This is a genomic window from Bradyrhizobium sp. CCBAU 11357 (genome assembly GCF_028128865.1).
Lineage (GTDB): Bacteria > Pseudomonadota > Alphaproteobacteria > Rhizobiales > Xanthobacteraceae > Bradyrhizobium.
The window spans coordinates 83,710-102,151 of record NZ_LBJW01000111.1; the positions used below are offsets into that span (position 1 = coordinate 83,710).

Below are 18,442 nucleotides of genomic sequence, written 5' to 3' on the forward strand. Positions count from 1 at the left end.
CGCACCATAACTATCGAACCGCAAATTGGTTGCGATCCCGTTTGTGCTGCAAGTCCCGCCTGGAATACCACTGCGTCAACCCCGACGGCGATTCGTCAAAATCGCCCGATCCGTCCCTGCGGGCACATGCCATCAGGGCGGTGTTTTTTTCGTGGCGGCGCTAGCCCACCGCCGCCTGCCAGCGCTGATCGCGGAAGGAGGGGCGGCGGTGGAGGCGGGCGTCCAGCGCGGCGCGGGCGCGGGGCAGCTCGCCGCTGCGCATGAGCGCGACGATATAGGTGTCCTCGATCAGCTCGCGCTGGGCGTGGCTGCCGCCGATGCGCACGACCTCACCGAGGACGGGCGCGAGCAAGCGTACGCAAGCCGCATAGTCCTCCTCGGCAAAGGCCGCCAGCGCGCGGCAGATCGCGGGGACCACAGGGCCGGCCGGCAGCTTGCCGTCGGCGAGGCGCTGCTCGATGGCGGCAAGGCGCGTTTGGAGCGCCTTCGGCTCGTCACTCGCGGCCGCGAACAAGGCCATGTGGACGTCGACGAAAGGAAGGCTGGATTTCGGAAACAGGCCTTGCGCGACAGCATCAGCTTCCGACCAGAGACGCTTCGGCACGGTATGGCCATAGGCGGAGAGCCGCCATAACAGAGAGGCGATGTCGGTGACCATATTAAGCGGCGCCGCCTTCGTTATGGAGGGGTGCAGTACGTCGGCGTAGATCGCCAGCGCGCGTGGCGCGTCGTCCTTTTCCAGCGCGACCAATGCCTGGTGCCAGCGCAGATGGCTGTAGAGGAGCCCGGAGCGGTCGTAGTCCGGAATCCATTGCTCCACGAATCGGTCGGCTTCCTCGATCGAGCCATCCTCGAACATCGCGTGCAGCACGGTATGTGCACCATGGGCGTTCTCCCGTCGCAAGGCGAATCCGCGCTCGGTGATCGCGCGGCCGCGCGAGACGTTGCCGTTCTCGGTCAGTGTCCAGCCGTGCGTGGTGAGAAACCACCAGTCCTCATCATAGTGACGCGCTACACTGTCGCAGAAATCTTGCCGCGCACGATCGTGGTCGGCCATGCCGGAGAAGGCGAACAGGCCGAAGGCGCCGAGCGGCAGCGACAGCACCACGGCATCGCGGGGCCAGGTGTCGATATGCTTCAATGTCGCGGCAATCGCTTCGGGAAGGCGTCCTTCGACCGCGAGTGCAAGCGTCTCGACATGGGACCGCTCGCGCATCGAGCCACGCCCTGCGACGAGTTCGCGCGCTATCGCTGCCTTCTTCCGCGCGAGATCGCCCTGCTGATAGAAGGAATGCACGCGCGCGCGGGCGATATGCGCCAGTGCAAAATCCGGATCGGCGTCTATGGCGCGCTCGAAAGCCTCGGCCGTCCCCTGCCAGCTCGCGAGCAGGAGGTCGACGCCCTCGCGGTAGGCATCCGCCGCTTCGTCCGATGACGTTGTGAAGGCATTCCCGTAGCGATCTTCATGCATCATCGAGGTCTCCGTCCTCACGCCGTCCGCGCGCGACGGCCTTCGATCGGATAGGCCGGGTCGTTATAGCCCGGCGTCGAGGGATGGCCCGGCGTCACCAGGCGGTCGATCAGCGCCTCGTCCTCCGCGGTGAAACGATAGTCGAGCGCGCGGATGTAGCCGTCCCATTGCTCCTCGGTACGGGGGCCGGCAATCACCGACGAGACGAAGGCGGAGTTGAGCACCCAGCCGACCGCGAACTGGCCGGCGGTGATGCCTTTCTTCTCGGCGCGGGCCTTGATCTCCTGCGCAAGCTGGAGCGATTCCGGCCGCCATTCCGTTTGCATCATGCGGGTGTCGTTGCGGCCGGCGCGCGTCTCCTTGTCGGGCGCCGCATCCACCTTGTACTTGCCGGTGAGCACGCCGCGCGCCAGCGGGCTGTAGGGCACGATGCCGAGGCCGTAATAGGCGCAGGCCGGAAAGTGCTCGACCTCCGGCATGCGGTTCATGGCGTTGTAATAAGGCTGGCTCACCGCGGGCCGGTCGATGCCGAGGCGGTCGCAGATGTTGCAGATCTCGGCGACGCGCCAGGCGCGGTAGTTGGAGACGCCGAAATAGCGCACCTTGCCTGATCGAATCAGGTCACCCATCGCGCGCACGGTCTCCTCCAGCGGCGTGGCATGATCTTCCTTGTGCAGATAGTAGATGTCGATGTGATCGGTGCCGAGCCGCATCAAGCTCTCGTCCGCCGCCTGCAGCACCCAGCGCCGCGACAGCCCGCCGCGATTGGGATCATCGCCCAATTCGCTATTCATGGGGTTTGCGAGCTTTGTGGCGAGTACCCAGGCTTGGCGGTTGCGCGCGATGGCGCGGCCGACGACCTCCTCCGAGCCGCCTTTCGAATAGGCGTCCGCGGTATCGATGAAATTGATGCCGGCGTCGTAGGCCTTATCGATGATCCGCGTTGATGTGGCTTCGTCGGTCGGCCCGCCGAACATCATGGTGCCCAGGCAAATCGGCGACACTTTCAGGCCGCTGCGGCCGAGCTGACGGTATTGCATGAGCGGGTCCTCGATGTTGGCGAACGGCAGCATAGCCAGCAACGCCCGTCATTGCGAGCGCACCGAAGCAATCCAGAAATGTGTCTGCGGAGGCATGCTGGATTGCTTCGCTGCGCTCGCAATGACGTGGGGGCACGCTTGCGCCTTATTCAGTGTCATCGCCCGCGAAGGCGGGCGATCCAGTACTCCGAGACAGTCGTGATCGATCAAGGGGTCGCGGCGTACTGGATTCCCCGCCTTCGCGGGGAATGACAGCTGGGTGTGGCGCATAGCAGCGTCGGCCGGAACAGCTACCCCGGCCCCTTCAGGATCTTGAACACGCCGTTCGCCATCACGATGCAGCGGTCGTCCACCGTCAACTCGGTGCTCATGAAGATCAGGCTGCGGGTCGAGCGCACCACGCGGGGGCGGGAGATCAGGACGTCGCCGATCTGGCCGGCCTCGACGAAATGGGTGTCGAGCTGCACCGTCGCCAAGTACTCCTTGCCGGAGACGTGGCGGGCCGTGATGCCGCAGGTGCGATCGGCGAACGTCATCATCACGCCGCCCTGGACCATGCCGCGGCGGTTGTGGTGCTTGTCTTCGGTCGCGAGCGCGAACTCGTAATGGCCGTCGACCTTGCGCTCCCACAAGGGGCCGATCAGGTGCAGGAAGCCCGTGGTCTCCAGGATGCTCCAGCCCTCTGATTTCAGCCTTGCGGCGGCCTTGCTGGTCATGTCGTCGTCCATCCTTGCAACGCGATCTCTCCTCGTTTCATCAGATGCGGTCCTGGTGTAGTCAAGCATCATGAGAGCGTTCGACGATGCCACCAGACGGAATATCGCGGAGGCCTGCGCGGCCTTCGCGCGGCTGCCCGAGATAGCCGAGACGTCGGCGCTGAAGCGCGCCGCGGTGGTGCTGGCGCTGACTGAATCCGACGACGGTGGCGACACCGCTTTCCTGCTCACCAGGCGCGCATCGCACCTGCGCGCCCATCGCGGCCAATGGGCGCTGCCCGGCGGACGCTGCGATGCCGGCGAGACGCCGGTCGAGGCCGCGTTGCGCGAGCTCGACGAAGAGCTCGCGCTCGGGCTTTCAGCCGACGCGGTGCTCGGCCTGCTCGACGATTATCCGACGCGCTCGGGCTATCTGATCACGCCGGTCGTGGTCTGGGCGGCCGTCAGTGCTGCGATCCGCCCGAACCCGGACGAGGTCGCCTCCGTCCATCGCATCGCGCTCGACACGATCGAGCGCGACGATGCCTTCGATTTCACTGAGATTCCCGAGAGCAGCCGCCGCGTCATCCGCTTCCATCACCAGATGAGCCTGATCCACGCCCCGACCGCGGCGCTGATCTACCAGTTCCGCGAGGTGCTGGCGGGGCGGCACAGCCGCGTCACCGACCTGGAACAGCCGGTATTTGCCTGGAGGTGACGATGGTAAACGGCGCGTTAACGTGACGGTTACCGGATGCCTGCTAAGAAGGCAGCATGCATCATTCGATTCGAAACAAATTGGCGCTGGTTCCGCTCGCGCTCGTCCTGATCTCGCCCGCGGCGCGCGGCGCCGAGGCCGACGCGCTGCCGCCCGCCGTTCGCAATGCCAACGCCCAGCTGCTGTCGCAGTTTTTCGCGCAAGGCGCGGGGGCCTCGCCCGCGGTGCTCGAATATCGCCGCAAGCTCGCGGAATATCAGGCTGCGCGCGCGGCCTTCGATGCGGAGGCCGGCGCCTATTGGAGCCAGATCTCCGAGAAGCGGAAGACGCGGAACGCCAAGCGGCGCAGCGGGCAGCAGATCACGCTCGATGATTACGTTCTGGAGCATCCGCCGCTCTATGCCGGGCCGAAGAAGCCGGTGAACCCGGAGCCGGAGGAAACCCCGGACCGGCCGCCCAAGAAGCCCATCCCCGTGGTCGCCGATCTGCTGCGCGCGGCGCAGGAGCACTACCAGTTCACGCCGCAGCGCCCCTCCAGCGAGCTCGAGTTCAAGCGCGCCTATGCGCGCTACGCGCTGGCCTCGGGGCTGACGCGCGAGCAGGCGGTGCGGGTCTATTCGTTCGAGACCGGCGGCACCGGCAGTTACGACGTGCAGGCGGGCATCGAGCATGGCGGCAAGCGCGCGATCTCGACCGCGATGGGCTACAACCAGCTGCTCACCACCAACAGCGTGGAGCTGCTCGCCGAGCAGGGCCACGAATTCATTCGTGCGCTGTCCGAGAAGGTGGCGCGGAGCTCGGGGCCGGCGCGCCAGGCGCTCGAGCACAAGCTCGCCGTGCTCAAGAAGATGGTGGCGCATGCGAAGTCGGTGCCCGACACCTGGTCGGAGCACGAGAAGATCGGCAACACGACGCAGGGCTGGGCCATGCATGCCATGGTGCTGGACATCGACATCGGCCCGATGCTGCAGACCCACAAGCTGCTGACGTCGGTGCTGTTCGCCCGCGCCAAGGGCTTCACCCGCCCGCTGTCGGCGGCCGAGCTCGAGATGATGAATCTCACCGGCGACGGCACCGGCCTCGACATGGTGACGATGCCGCAGGCGATGCGCGAGCAGGTGCCGACCTCGAATTTCTTCCAGCGTGGCGGCTACGAGCGCAACCCGGTCGCGATCCGCCACAACACGGTGGCGAAGCTGCTGGCCGTGACGGACGAGCGCATGGACTTCAACAGCAGCAAAGCCGGCGCAAGAGAGCTGGCAGGGGCGTTTTAGGACACGGCGAGATGCCGTAGGGTGGGCAAAGCGCAGCGTGTCCAGCATTTCGATCAGAACGCGGTGCGAAATGGTGGGCACGGCGCTAATGCGCCTTTGCCCACCCTACGGCAGCTTCTTTGTGGCGAGAGCCGAACCCTACTGATCCGGCCCGAACTTGAACCTGCCGTCGCCCTCCAGATACGGGCCGGTGCGCATGTAGAGCTGGCCGTTGTGGCCGAGGAAGAACAGCGTGCCCCTGGGCACCTTCTTGGCGCCCTTCAAGAGCTCTCCGGCATTGCTGGTGCCCATCTTGTAGGAATAGGTCTTGCCGTCCTTGTCATAGGCGTAGCCGGTGTCGGGCTTGAGCTCCCAGGGCGTCGCTGCGGTTTGCGCCAATGCGGGCCCTGCCAATGCGCCGAGCACGGCTGCGATTGCAAATGTCTTGATTGAAAATGCCATTGAAAATGCCGTCATCCCATCCTCCCAAGGTCGGGACATTCCAGGCTTGAACAAATCACGAACGATGCGTCCCGGTCAATTTGCGAAAGCGCCGCAGCGCATCACGTCTTGCCCAGCAGTTTGTGATTTTCCCTTCGTCCCCTCGCGACTATGTTCCGCTTTCCGTCTAGAACGCAACTCGACAAAAATATTGGTGGGGGTGATTCGAATGAACCTTGTCGTTAAAGCCTGCTCGGCTGCCGCGCTGCTGCTTGCCGCGCTGGCGCCGGCCGCCCAAGCCGATGACTACCAGCTCAGCCACAACCAGCGGATTTCGTGCAGCCGCGGCCTTGCCCCGGGCAAGCTGAACACGGCGACCTGCAAGTCCTACACCTATCTCTTCAACACCAAGACGTCGGAATATTTCCGCTGCCAGGTCTCCCTGGCGCTGACCCGCGACAACAAGGAAGTCATCAACGTCCAGACCGACGGCGGCTGCACCAAGAAGCCGCGCATTTTCGAGACCGACGGCAAGTATGATTTCGACGCCACCGAGACCGAGCCGCCGAACACCAATTCGTTCTTCGGCCCCGGCGGCTATTCGGTCTGGGCCGCCGACGTCGGCGCGCAGAAGGTGCGCGGCTGCATCATCATCTCCTCCGGCCTCGGCTCCGACATCTCCAAATGCCTGGACATGACGTTCCAGTAGCATTGCTGCTGAGGGTGTGCTCGATCATCGCTTCATAGAAGTGTGCTCCCTCGCCCGCTTGCGGGAGAGGGTTGGGGAGAGGGTGTCTCCGCACCGGGACACTCCCCTAGAGGAGAAAACCCTCACCCGCGCCTTCGGCGCGACCTCTCCCGCAAGCGGGAGAGGTGACCAAGCAAGCCGCTCCGACTCGAACCTAAAGCGACTCCAGTCCCACAGCGCCACCTCGCCGCAGCAGGTTCCCGAAAAAATCAGCGGGAACGGCCCTTTGCCGCAGTCCTGTTTTGCCTTTTGGATGGGTTGACCCGCATCCCTCATCCGGCCAATTTCGCCGCCGGTTTGGGGAGAACAACAACTATGAAACGGACCATTTTCGGCGCGGCCGCGGCTCTTGCTCTGGCGGCCTCGGCACCTTGCGCGCAGGCGCAATCCTTCGTCAACGTGCTGACCGGCGGCACCTCGGGCGTCTATTATCCGCTCGGGGTCGCGATCGGAAAGATCTACGGCGACAAGATTCCCAACGTGAAGACGCAGGTGCAAGCCACCAAGGCGTCGGTCGAGAACCTGATCCTGTTGCAGCAGGGCCGCGGCGAGCTGGCGTTCACGCTGGGCGATTCGCTGAAGGCCGCCTGGGACGGCGAGGAGGAAGCGGGCTTCAAGACCAAGCTCGACAAGCTGCGCACGATCGGCGCGATCTATCCGAACTACATCCAGATCGTCGCGACCGCTGAATCCGGCATCAAGACGCTGGCCGACCTCAAGGGCAAGAGCCTGTCGGTCGGCGCGCCGAAGTCGGGCACCGAGCTGAACTCGCGCGCGATCCTGGCCGCTGCCGGCATGAGCTACAAGGATCTCGGCAAGGTCGAATATCTGCCCTTTGCCGAATCGGTCGATCTCATGAAGAATCGGCAGCTCAACGCCACGCTGCAATCGGCCGGGCTCGGCGTCGCCTCGCTGAAGGACCTCTCGACCTCGAGCCCGATCACCGTGGTGTCGGTGCCGAAGGAGACGGTCGACAAGATCGGCCCGCCCTTCGTCTCCGCGATCATTCCGGCCAACACCTATACCGGCCAGGACAAGGACGTGCCGACCGCGGCCGTGATCAATTATCTCGTCACGAGTTCCGCGGTGTCGGACGATCTCGCCTATCAAATGACAAAACTGATCTACGAGTCCCTGCCGGAATTGCAGAATGCGCATGCGGCCGGCAAGGAGATCAAGCTCGAGACGGCAGCCACCGGCAGCCCGGTTCCGCTGCACCCTGGCGCGATCCGCTATTACAAGGAAAAAGGGCTGATCAAGTAATCAGCTTCATCCGTCATTCCGGGTTCGGCTCTGACGAGCCGCCCCGGAATGACGGAGTGAGAGTGGATGCCCGGGGCATAGGCGAGCGGAAGCGACGCCGTCCTTCTATGCCCGGGCAGGACGATTTCAGGGCGCGGGGACATATCGATGTTACAGGCTGAGGGCACTCAAGAGCCCATCAAGGTCGAGTTCGACAATTTCGAGCACGGTTTTCCGGAAGGGTTCGGCCCGGGCTGGTGGGGCCAGCTCGCCTATTGGATCGGCATAGGGTTCGCGACTTTCCAGCTCTACGTCGCCGCGTTTAACTATCTGCCGAGCCAGGTGGTACGCGGCGTCCATGTCGGCTTCCTGCTCCTGCTCACCTTCGGCCTGATCGCCAACTTCACTGCGAAGAGCGATTTCGGCCGTGCGCTCGGCTGGGTGATCGGCGGCGCCGGCTTCTTCTGCGGTCTCTACCAATGGATCTTCTATGCCGACCTGATCGCGCGCGACGGCGATCCGACCAGGCTCGATCTCGCCGTCGGCACGCTGCTCGCGGTGCTGATCTTCGAGGGCACGCGGCGACTGATGGGCGCGGCGCTGCCGCTGATGTGCGGCGCGTGTCTCCTCTATTGGTTTTTCGGGCAGTACCTGCCGTCGCCGCTGAACCATCGCGGCTATGATTTCGACCAGATCGTCACGCATCTGTCGTTCGGCACCGAAGGCTTCTACGGCGTGCCAGTCTACGTCTCGGCGACCTACATCTTCCTGTTCATTCTGTTCGGCTCGTTCCTGGAGCGCGCCGGCATGATCCAGCTGTTCACCGATGTCTCGCTCGGCCTGTTCGGCCGCACCCGCGGCGGACCTGCCAAGGTCGCGGTGTTCGCCTCGGGCATGATGGGCACCATCTCCGGCTCGGGCGTCGCCAACGTCGTCACCGTCGGCCAGTTCACGATCCCCTTGATGATCAAGTTCGGCTACCGCCGCGCCTTCGCCGCCGGCGTCGAGGCTACGGCCTCGATGGGCGGACAGATCATGCCGCCGGTGATGGGTGCGGTCGCCTTCATCATGGCCGAGACGCTCGGCGTGCAATATTCGGAGATCGTGAAGGCGGCCGCTATCCCTGCGATCCTCTATTTCGCCTCCGCGTTCTGGATGGTGCATCTGGAAGCTGGCAAGCACGGCCTCGTCGGCATGAAGCGTTCGGAGATCCCGAGCGCCTGGAAGGCGCTGGTGACGCGCTGGTACCTCGTGCTGCCGCTCGCGGCGCTGGTCTACATGCTGTTCGAGGGTTTTACGCCACTCTATGCCGGCAGCATGGGCCTTGCGCTGACGGTGACGCTGATCCTCGGCACCGCCATCACGACGGGCGCCTCCTCGAACGTGATCCGCACCATCTTCTGGGTCGGGCTCGCGCTCGTCGTCGCGGCATTGTCGCGCGACGGCCTCCAGATCGTGCCGGTCGCGACCGTCGTGGTCGGGCTGATCGCGATCACGGCGTTCGTGCGCGGAGGCTTTGCGGCGTTGCGCGCCTGCCGCGATGCGCTCGCCGAGAGCGCGAAATCCGCCATCACCGTCGGCATGGCCTGCGCCATCGTCGGCGTCATCATCGGCATGATGTCGCAGACCGGCGTCGGCACCATCTTCGGCGGCTGGGTGATCGGTCTCGGCGAGAAGAGCCTGTTCCTGGCGCTGGTCATGACCATGCTGCTGTCGATCCTGCTCGGCACCGGCATCCCGACCATCCCGACCTACATCATCACCGCGGCGCTCGCAGCGCCCGCGCTGGCCAAACTCGGCGTGCCCTTGATCGCGAGCCACATGTTCGCATTCTATTACGGCATCATGGCCGACCTCTCACCGCCGGTGGCGCTCGCCGCGCTTGCGGCCGCGCCGATCGCCAAGGAGAACCCGGACAAGATCGGCTGGGAGGCGATGCGCATCGCGCTCGCCGGCTACGTCATTCCCTTCATCTTCGTCTATTCGCCGGCCTTGATGCTGCAGGCCGGCGATCCCATGGCGGCCAAGCTCGGCTTCTACGGCGCGGTGGCGTTGGCGAGCTTGAAGGCGCTGGTGGCGATCGGCCTGTTCGGCATGGTCGCGATCGGCTTCCTGTTCACGCGGCTGACGCTGATCGAGCGTCTGGTCGCGCTCGGCGGCGCACTCTGTCTGCTCGGCGAATTCCCGTTCAGCGACACCGCCGGCTTCGTGCTCGCCGCCGCGCTCGTGCTGTGGCAATGGCGGCAGCGTCCGCCTGCAACGGTCGAGGCGGTGTGAGTCTCTGTCTTGCGACGGCCGGCGGCGTGAAGGCGCTGGCGCTGTCCGCCTTCACGCTTGTCTGGACGCATTCGATCGCGAAGGTCGAATGGCAGGAAGACTGGCGCCTCACGCCCGCCGGCCTCGAGCTGGTGCAGGCCCGCGTCAAGGGCACCGGGCCCGGCATGGAGCCGCCGCCCGAGGCGCGGCTAGTCGATGGCTGGTTTCAATGGCGACCGCAGCGGGCGCCGATGCCGGAGGTGGTGCTCGGCAATTCCGGTGCGGCGGGGCAATGGCGATTGTGCCGCGGCGGGACGTGCCGGACGTTGTCGGAGATTGTCGGGCATGCCGTTGGTGCTAACGTCACAAGCATGAGCGTCTGCAAAGAACCGTAGCCCGGATTGCGCTGCGCTCCATCCAGGCTACAAGAACAACAAACAGGGAGACACGCGATGGATCGGCTCAAGGGCAAGGTTGCGATGGTGGTGGGGGCCGGCTCGATCGGACCCGGCTGGGGCAACGGCAAGGCGACCGCGGTGGCCTTTGCGCGCGAGGGCGCGCAGGTGTTTTGCGTCGATCGCAATGGTGCCGCGGCCGAGGAGACGGCGAAGATCATCACGGGCGAAGGCGGCAAGGCGACGGCATTCACGGCCGACGTGTCGCGCGCCAGCGAGATCGAGGCGATGGTCGCGGCGTGCCTGCAGGCCTATGGCCGCATCGACGTGCTCGACAACAATGTCGGCATCGCCGAGATGGGCAGCGTGGTCGAGGTGAGCGAGGACAGCTGGGACCGCGTCTTCAGCGTCAACCTCAAGAGCGCCTATCTCGCCATGAAGCACGTCATCCCGATCATGGTGAAGCAGGGCGGCGGCTCGATCATCAACATCTCCTCGATCGCCTCGATCCGCCACATGGGCATCTCCTACGTCACCTATGGGACCTCGAAGGCGGCGATGAACCAGATGACGCGCACCACGGCGATCGAGTTCGCGCGCCATCATGTCCGGGTCAACGCGATCCTGCCCGGCCTGATGAAGACGCCGATGGTCGAGCACTCCGCCGGCCTCGCCGCCAGCTACGCCAAGGGCGATGTCGAAGCGATGTGGCGCGCGCGCGACGCGCAGGTGCCGATGGGCCACATGGGCGATGCATGGGACGTCGCCAACGCCGCGCTGTTTTTGGCGTCGGACGACTCGAAATACGTGACCGGGATCGAGCTCGTTGTAGACGGCGGGATCACGTGCAAGGCGGGGGCTTGATACGCAGTTGTTAAACCCGTCATCCTGAGCCGCTCCTGGCGCGATGCGTTGCATCGCGCCAGGAGCCTCGAAGGATGAGCGGCCCCGCTGCTGCAGCCGGGCCATCGCCCTTCGAGGGCCGCTGAGAAGCGGCCACCTCAGGGTGACGGAAGTCGCATGGGCAGCCTACTGCGCCAGTGCAAGAATCCCGCCGGCGAATGCGTGCCACGCCGCCGTTTCGCTGACCGGCCAGTTCAGCACCTTCACCGCCAAAAGCGCGAGCGTGCCGGTGATGTAGACCGGATGCACGCGCCCTTCGGTGCGCCAGTCGCGCACCATGGCGACGACGAGCAGAAGGGAGGCGACGACAGCCGGCGCGATCGTCACGGGCACCGGCGGCGGGCCGGGCGGTCCGGGAGGCGCGAGGAAGGTCAGGAACCAGCGCGCGATCGCGGCGTCGAGGATCGAGACCGCCGCGAGCAGCATCAGGCGCTTGTGAACCTCGGGCCTGCGCGTGTTCACGATCGCCAGCACGAACACCACGGCGAAGAACGCGATTCCGCTCATCGGCACGATCGAGAAGGCGATGCCGGCGTCCTTCTGCCCGAGCGCGGCGGAATGCTGCATCACGTGGACCGAGGCGAGGAAACCGAAAATCGTCATCGCGGTCGCGAGCGATACGCCGGCAATGCCGAGCGAGCGGTGGTTGACCACGCGGCCGGAGGCCGCGAGCCAGGTCTGGAGCACGAAATACAGCGACCAGGTGAAGAACAAGAGTCCATGAAAATGAATCACCGGGCTTGCGGAGAATGTCCGGTGAGCGAGCGGCACCCAATAGGTCGGTGCGAAGCCGAGAAAGGCGGTGGCGGCGCAGGCCAGCGCCATGTGGAAATAAAAGTATCGTGCGGGCGACGCATCACGCGCGCGTACACGACGATCGTCGATCAAGGTCGTCATCAGGAGTGAGTCTGGGAAAGCGGGGTCCGGTTCAAACTCCGGGACGCTGTGTGTGACGAGGCGCACGTTGCTGAACGCACCAAACTCGCCGTCGTGCCGGATCTGCGCGTCCCTGGGGCGCGCTCGTCCGGGACGCCCCCGAGTTTGTGTCGCGGAGCTGCCTCATCCGCCCGCGCTCAACTCTGCGCGATCGAGCTCCTCCTCGAGCCGGTGAAACGCGTCGTCGCCGATCACCTCGGTGGCGCGCAGATCGAAGATCGCCTTGCGCGCGGCCTCGATGGCGCGGCGGCGGAGGGGATCGGCGGGAAGTTCGCCGTTGCTGATGCCGCCGTTCGGATCGGTCTCGGTCTGCATCAGGATGGCGCGATATTCGAGCCGCAGGATTTCCGCCTCCTCCGACGGATCGCTCTCGATCGCATCGAGCGCAGCGCGATAGGCGACCGCGCGGCCGCGGGCGACCTCGATACCGACGGGATCGTCGTCCTTGAGGTTGAAAGCGAGGATCAGCGGCCGCAGCGTCAGGCCCTGGATCACCAGCGAGCCCAGCACCACCGCAAAGGCGATGAAGACAATGAAGTCGCGATAGGGAAAGTTTTCCGGCAGGGCAAAGGCGGTGGCGAGCGTGACGAGACCGCGCATGCCGCACCAGGAGATGATGAGCCCGCCCTTGGGCGAGGCCATCTGCTTCGGATCCTTAGGGCGATAGAGTCCCTGCGCGATCAGCACCCGGAGACTTGTGCGATAGAACGTCACCCAGAACAGGCGCACCAGGATCACCGTGAGCAGGATCCAGGCGGCGGCCACGCAATATTCCCAGCGCACGTCCGCGTCCAGCCGAGTCCAGATCGGCCGCATCTGCATGCCGATCAGCATGAAGGCGAGCACGTTGAGCACGAACACGGTCGTGTCCCACACGGCATAGGACGGCACCCGCAGCCGCGCCGGGATGCGTGCCGGCGCGGTCCGTGCGACCGTGATGGCATAGACCACGATCGTGAGGATGCCGGAGAGGCCGAGATGCTCGGCGGCGATCCACACTAGGAAAGTGGTGGCGAACTGCACGATGATGGCGCTCGGCGCCTCCGTCACCCGCTCCATGAACAGCGGAATGATGCGGCCTGCGGCCAGACCCGCGATGACGCTGCCGACCAGCGCCAGCGCCATGGTCGGCGCGACCTGACTCCAGGTCAGATGCTCTGTGGCGACCGCGCCGACGGCGATGCGATAGATCAGCAGCGCGCTGGCGTCGTTGAGCAGGCTTTCGCCTTCCAGCACCTTGACCATGCGATGGGGCAGCTTGACCTGGCTCAGGATCGCGACCGCGGCGGCCGCATCCGGCGGCGCCACGATGGCGCCGAGCGCGACCGCGGCGGCCCAGGGCATGTCGGGCATCAGCCGGTGCGCGACATAGGCGACGCCCGCCGTGGTCAAGCCGACCGCGGCGACGACCAGAGTCGAGACCGGAACCCAGTTGTTGCGAAGGTCGCGCAACGACGTGTCGAAAGCGGCATCGAGTAGGACCGGTGCGACAAAAAGCGCCAAGGCCAGGTCCGGCTCCAGCGCCCAGGACGGGCTCGACGGCACGAAGGCGATCAGCGCTCCGCCGATGGCGAGAAAGGTCGGGTAGGGCACCTTGATCCGCCGCGCCAGCGCCGATAAGCCAACGGCGCCGAGCAGCAGCGCGATGATCCATTCGAATGTCGACACGATGATCCCCGAAGCCGATCTGAGCGGTGCCACAAGCTAGCACCAATCCTGCCGTATGATGGATAGTACGGCTTCAAGGCAAGACCTCTTCAAGACAACATCTTAAGAGGATGGACGGCAAGGTTTCGACCGCAACGAGCATGCGTTTTCTCATCCACCTGTTCGGCGCCGGGCTGCTCTGCGCACTCTCGCTCGCCCCGGCCGATGCCGCGACCGGCGGCGAGCCGGTGGCCGTGACGCCGGTCGATGTCGCGCCCTGCCTCGCGGCGGCCGCAGCCGACGACATGGACAAGGCGGCCACGGTCTGCGACGCCGTGATCGACAACGAGAAGACGGTGAAGGGCGACCTGATCAAGGCGCTGATCGCGCGCGGCGCGCTCTATGCGCGGCACGATCAGGTCGACCGCGCCATCGCCGACGACAGCCGCGCTCTTCTGCTCGACCCCGGCCTTGCGGACATCTTGAACGCGCGTGGCGAGCTCTGGCTGAAGAAGGGCGACAAGCCGAAGGCGGTGCAGGATTTCGGCGCAGCGCTCAGGATCGATCCGAATCACGAGAAGGCCAAGGCCAATCACAAGGCGATGGCACGCGAGATCGAGCGGATCGGCGCGCAGATGGCGGTCGCCGGCAAGCCCAGCTTCAATTGCGCGCGAGCGCGTCTGGCGGTGGAAAGGGCGATCTGCGGCAATCGCGAGCTCGCCGATCTCGATCGCGAGGTCTTTGCCTCCAATGCCCGTGCGATCCGTGAAGCGCGCAATACGGCCGAGGCCAAGGCGCTCCAGCGTGAGCAGGACGCGTTCATCGCGCGCCGCAATGCCGATTTCGGCCGGCCGGGGTACGACCTGAAGAAGGCGATGCAGGAGCGCTTGCAGCGGCTGAACGGGGTGGATGGGTATTGAGTCCTTCGCCTCTCCCCGCGTGCGGGGCGAGGGAGAGCCGGCACTGGCCGTCCCTGCCAGGCCCGGTTTGAACCCATCCCTTGCCAGCTGCGACAACGGTGAGAACCCGACGTCACGGAGCCCTATGTCATGTGCGGCACTCAAGCCTCCGCGCTAACGCTTTCGCCTGCCAAGATCTCGCTTCGCGCCCTTTTTCTCGGCGCGGCAATCAGTTTCGCTCTCGCCGCCCCCGCCGCGGCGAGCACCGAGTGCGTGCTGGGGAGCAAGGCTGACCCGGCCGAGCTGATTCCGGCATGCAGCGCCATCATCGACCAGACCGCCAATCCGGCCGCCGAACGCAGCGCGGCGCTCGTTGCGCGCGCGGACGCCAATGCACGGACCTCCGGAGGCCAGTCCCAGGCGCTGCGGGATCTGGACCGCGCCATCGCGCTCGACGGCAAGAACGCGAAGGCCTGGCGCGTGCGCGGCGACCTCCTGCGCGAGGCCGGCGGCGACCTCAACCGCGCCGCGGCGGATCTGACCAAGGCGATCGAGCTCGACCCTCGGGATGCCGAAGCTTACGAGCTGCGCGGCGTCGTCTACACCAATCAGCGCCGGCTCGACCGCGCGCTCGCCGATTACGACCAGGCGATCAAGCTGAAGCCGGACGATGCGCAAGCCTGGTCCGACCGCGGCGTGGCCTATTATCTCGGCGGCGACAACGAGAAGGCGATCAGGAATTTCGACGAGGCGCTGCGGCTCGATCCAAACCGCGCGCGCACCTACACCAATCGCGGCGCGGCCTACAAGAAGCTCGGCCAGCTCGACAAGGCGGTCGCCGACGACGGCGAGGCGATCAGGCTCGATCCGAAGGTGCCGGAATATTACGACAACCGCGGCCTGACTTATGCTGCGATGGGCGAGTACGACAAGGCGATCGCCGATTACGACCAGGCGATACGACGGGAGCAGCGCGCCAATTTCCTGACCAACCGCGGCGATTCATACCAGTTCAAGGGCGAGCTCGGGGCCGCGCTGAGCGACTACGAGGCTGCGCTCAAGCTCGATCCGAATTTCGCGAAGACCTACAACAACCGCGCCGTGCTCTACAAGAAGATGGGCGAGCGGAAGAAGGCGCTGGCCGATTATGAGACGGCGCTGAAGCTGGATCCCGGCAACGAGAATGCGGCGAACGGCCGCCGGGTCATGATCGCCGAGATCGCGAAGTTCGGCGCCGAGCCCCCGCGTGCCCTGAATGCAGAGGCGGGCAACGGCCCGTCCTTCGATTGCGCCACTGCCAAGCGCGAGGTCGAGAAGGTGATCTGCGCCGATGCTCAGCTCGGCGTGCTCGATCGCCAGATTGCCGAGACCTATGAACGCGTGCTGAGGGCTTCCAAAGGACGTTCCGCCAGCGACCTGCGCAAGACCCAGCGCGAGTTCCTCACCACGCGCAATGCAAGCTTCCGCCGCCCCGGCTACGATCTGAAGAAGATCATGCAGGACCGCTTGCAGCGGCTGAACGCGATGGAGAGCTGAAAGCCCGTTCTTCGCCCTTGCCCTGCAAGAGCGGGGACAGGGAGAAGACGCGTTCTTTTCGGCTTGAACCGCGGTCCGTTCCCGGGAAAATACCCGTCAAACAAGGCCGGCATTGATCCTGGTCATGGCGGGACGCTCGTCCTGTCGTCAGGTCAGGGCCAGGCGAACAAAGGGAACGGGAGCGCGGGCATGAACGTCCAGGGCAAAAGCAGCTATCACGAGGTCCACGCGCGTTCGCTGGCGGATCCGGAAGGGTTCTGGGCCGAGGCAGCCAAGGACATCGACTGGATCGAGCCTGCGAAACGGATCTTCGATCCCTCGCAAGGAACCTACGGCCGCTGGTTTGCGGGCGGCGTCGTCAACACCTGCTACAACGCCCTCGACCGCCACGTCGAACGCGGACGTGCCGACCAGGTCGCGCTGATCCATGATTCGCCGCTGACGGGTTCGGTCACCAAGCTCACCTATGCCGAACTGCTGAACGAGGTCCAGGCGCTCGCCGCAATCATGCAGGATTTCGGCGTCGCCAAGGGCGACCGCGTCATCCTCTATATACCGATGGTGCCGGAGGCGGTGGTCGCGATGCTCGCCTGCGCGCGGCTCGGTGCGGTGCACTCGGTGGTGTTCGGCGGCTTTGCCGCGAAGGAGCTTGCCACCCGCATCGACGATGCGCAGCCCAAGCTGATCCTGTCCGCCAGCTGCGGCATCGAGCCCGGCCGCATCGTGCAGTACAAGCCGCTGCTCGACGAGGCGATCAGGCTCGCCGGCAGCAAGCCGAAGGCCTGCATCGTGTTGCAACGCCCGCAGCTCACCTGCGAGATGACGCCGAGCCGCGATTACGACTGGGCCAGCCTGCGCCGCAAGGCGCTGAACGACGGCAAGCGCGCCGCTTGCGTGCCTGTCGCCGCGACCGATCCGCTCTACATCCTCTACACGTCGGGCACGACCGGCGTGCCGAAGGGTGTCGTGCGCGACAATGGCGGGCATCTCGTCGCGGTGAAATGGTCGATGTTCAACCTCTATGGCGTCAAGCCGGGCGAGGTCTGGTGGTGCGGCTCCGACATCGGCTGGGTGGTCGGCCACAGCTACATCGTCTACGGCCCGCTGCTGCACGGCGCGACCACGATCATGTACGAGGGCAAGCCGGTCGGCACGCCCGACGCCGGCGCGTTCTGGCGCGTGATCTCAGAGCACAAGGCGGTCGCCTTCTTCACCGCTCCGACGGCCTTCCGCGCCATCCGCAAGGACGACCCGGAAGGAAAATTCATCCGGCAGTACGATCTCTCGAAATTCCGCACGCTGTTCCTCGCCGGCGAGCGTGCCGATCCGCCGACCGTGGAATGGGCGGAGCAGCAGCTGAAGGTGCCTGTCATCGACCATTGGTGGCAGACCGAGACCGGCTGGTGCATCGCCGGCAATCCGGTCGGCCTCGGCATGCTGCCGGTGAAGCACGGCTCGCCGACGGTGCCGATGCCGGGCTACCAGATCGATGTCGTCGATGAAGCGGCAAAGCCGGTCGGCCCCAACACCATGGGCTCGATCGTCATCAAGCTGCCGATGCCGCCGGGCTGCCTGCCGACGCTGTGGAATCAGGACGCGCGCTTCAAGGAAGCCTACTTGAGCGAATTCCCCGGCTATTACAAAACCTCCGATGCCGGCTACAAGGACGAGGACGGCTATGTCTTCGTGATGGGCCGCACCGACGACATCATCAACGTCGCCGGCCATCGTCTCTCCACCGGCGGCATGGAGGAGATCCTGGCCTCGCATCCCGATGTCGCCGAATGCGCCGTGCTCGGCGTCAAGGACGCAATCAAGGGCGAGGTGCCCTGCGGTTTCCTGGTGCTGAAGGCGGGCGTGAAGCGGCCGCCGGCCGAGATCGAGAAGGAGATCATCGCGCTGGTGCGCGACAAGCTCGGCCCGGTCGCCGCGTTCAAGCTCGCCATCACCGTCGGCCGCCTGCCCAAGACGCGCTCCGGAAAGATCCTGCGCGGGACCATCAAGAAGATCGCCGATGGCGAATCCTGGACCATGCCGGCGACGATCGAGGATCCCAAGGCGCTCGACGAGATCGGCGAGGCGCTGAAGGGAAGGGTGTGAGGTGAAGGGTCTTCCCGGGGGCTGGAAGGGCGTTGCTTCGCCACCGTCGACCGTCATCGCCCGCGCAGGCGGGCGATCCATTACACCGCGGCGCCAATTGCGTGACCAATGACCGCCGCGGCGTACTGGATTCCCCGCCTGCGCGGGGAATGACAGCGAGCG

The 18,442-nt window shown here is 65.5% G+C and carries 16 protein-coding genes; 10 read left to right on the forward strand and 6 right to left on the reverse strand.

The features are described 5' to 3' along the window. Window positions 1-160: 160 nt before the first annotated feature. From XI05_RS32490 to XI05_RS32500, 3 genes are all read right to left on the reverse strand, one after another. Window positions 161-1,474 carry a tetratricopeptide repeat protein gene (locus XI05_RS32490; protein WP_271509540.1) on the reverse strand — a complete coding sequence of 438 codons (1,314 nt, stop codon included), beginning with the start codon at window positions 1,472-1,474 and terminating at the stop codon, window positions 161-163. A 14-nt stretch (window positions 1,475-1,488) separates the two neighbouring features. Continuing rightward, window positions 1,489-2,511 (reverse strand): aldo/keto reductase, encoded by a 1,023-nt coding sequence (locus tag XI05_RS32495; protein WP_271509542.1) that lies wholly within the window; start codon window positions 2,509-2,511, stop codon window positions 1,489-1,491. Window positions 2,512-2,801: 290 nt separating this feature from the next. Next, the gene (locus XI05_RS32500) at window positions 2,802-3,227 is read right to left on the reverse strand and encodes a PaaI family thioesterase (protein WP_271509543.1); all 426 of its coding nucleotides are present in this window, start codon (window positions 3,225-3,227) and stop codon (window positions 2,802-2,804) included. A 67-nt stretch (window positions 3,228-3,294) separates the two neighbouring features. On the opposite strand from XI05_RS32500, the gene XI05_RS32505 reads away from it, so the two are divergent. After that, window positions 3,295-3,924 carry an NUDIX hydrolase gene (locus XI05_RS32505; RefSeq protein ID WP_442869344.1) on the forward strand — a complete coding sequence of 210 codons (630 nt, stop codon included), beginning with the start codon at window positions 3,295-3,297 and terminating at the stop codon, window positions 3,922-3,924. Window positions 3,925-3,980: 56 nt separating this feature from the next. Further along, entirely contained in the window at window positions 3,981-5,198 is a 1,218-nt protein-coding gene (locus XI05_RS32510; RefSeq protein WP_271509545.1) for a hypothetical protein, read from the forward strand. Window positions 5,199-5,336: 138 nt separating this feature from the next. Here XI05_RS32510 and XI05_RS32515 read toward each other — a convergent pair whose 3' ends face one another. Beyond that, on the reverse strand, window positions 5,337-5,639 hold the full coding sequence (locus XI05_RS32515; RefSeq protein ID WP_271510068.1) for a hypothetical protein: 303 nt from the start codon (window positions 5,637-5,639) through the stop codon (window positions 5,337-5,339). 208 nt (window positions 5,640-5,847) lie between these two features. On the opposite strand from XI05_RS32515, the gene XI05_RS32520 reads away from it, so the two are divergent. The 5 genes from XI05_RS32520 (at window position 5,848) to XI05_RS32540 (ending at window position 11,123) form a co-directional block, all read left to right on the forward strand. Continuing rightward, complete coding sequence (locus tag XI05_RS32520) at window positions 5,848-6,327, forward strand: hypothetical protein (RefSeq protein ID WP_271509547.1); 480 nt, start codon at window positions 5,848-5,850, stop codon at window positions 6,325-6,327. Window positions 6,328-6,681: 354 nt separating this feature from the next. Further along, the gene (locus XI05_RS32525) at window positions 6,682-7,629 is read left to right on the forward strand and encodes a TAXI family TRAP transporter solute-binding subunit (protein ID WP_212254020.1); all 948 of its coding nucleotides are present in this window, start codon (window positions 6,682-6,684) and stop codon (window positions 7,627-7,629) included. Between the two features lie 147 nt (window positions 7,630-7,776). Beyond that, the gene (locus tag XI05_RS32530; protein ID WP_271509548.1) at window positions 7,777-9,885 is read left to right on the forward strand and encodes a TRAP transporter permease; all 2,109 of its coding nucleotides are present in this window, start codon (window positions 7,777-7,779) and stop codon (window positions 9,883-9,885) included. Beyond that, window positions 9,846-10,259: a DUF1850 domain-containing protein gene (locus tag XI05_RS32535; RefSeq protein WP_271509549.1), complete on the forward strand. Its 414-nt coding sequence runs from the start codon at window positions 9,846-9,848 to the stop codon at window positions 10,257-10,259. The genes XI05_RS32530 and XI05_RS32535 overlap by 40 nt, the downstream gene beginning before the upstream one ends. A 57-nt stretch (window positions 10,260-10,316) precedes the next feature. Continuing rightward, complete coding sequence (locus tag XI05_RS32540) at window positions 10,317-11,123, forward strand: SDR family NAD(P)-dependent oxidoreductase (RefSeq protein ID WP_271509550.1); 807 nt, start codon at window positions 10,317-10,319, stop codon at window positions 11,121-11,123. 165 nt (window positions 11,124-11,288) lie between these two features. On the opposite strand, the gene XI05_RS32545 is transcribed toward XI05_RS32540, so the two are convergent. Further along, the gene (locus XI05_RS32545; protein WP_271509552.1) at window positions 11,289-12,059 is read right to left on the reverse strand and encodes a hypothetical protein; all 771 of its coding nucleotides are present in this window, start codon (window positions 12,057-12,059) and stop codon (window positions 11,289-11,291) included. Between the two features lie 162 nt (window positions 12,060-12,221). Continuing rightward, on the reverse strand, window positions 12,222-13,799 hold the full coding sequence (locus XI05_RS32550; RefSeq protein ID WP_172785116.1) for a cation:proton antiporter: 1,578 nt from the start codon (window positions 13,797-13,799) through the stop codon (window positions 12,222-12,224). Window positions 13,800-13,906: 107 nt separating this feature from the next. Here XI05_RS32550 and XI05_RS32555 point away from each other — a divergent pair, with 107 nt between their 5' ends. From XI05_RS32555 to XI05_RS32565, 3 genes are all read left to right on the forward strand, one after another. Beyond that, a complete protein-coding gene (locus tag XI05_RS32555) occupies window positions 13,907-14,665 on the forward strand; it encodes a tetratricopeptide repeat protein (protein WP_271509554.1) in 759 nt (252 codons plus the stop codon). Between the two features lie 129 nt (window positions 14,666-14,794). Then, window positions 14,795-16,180 carry a tetratricopeptide repeat protein gene (locus XI05_RS32560; protein ID WP_271509556.1) on the forward strand — a complete coding sequence of 462 codons (1,386 nt, stop codon included), beginning with the start codon at window positions 14,795-14,797 and terminating at the stop codon, window positions 16,178-16,180. A gap of 189 nt (window positions 16,181-16,369) precedes the next feature. After that, window positions 16,370-18,280, forward strand: a complete 1,911-nt coding sequence (locus XI05_RS32565; RefSeq protein WP_271509558.1) for a propionyl-CoA synthetase — start codon at window positions 16,370-16,372, stop codon at window positions 18,278-18,280. Window positions 18,281-18,442 lie beyond the last annotated feature (162 nt).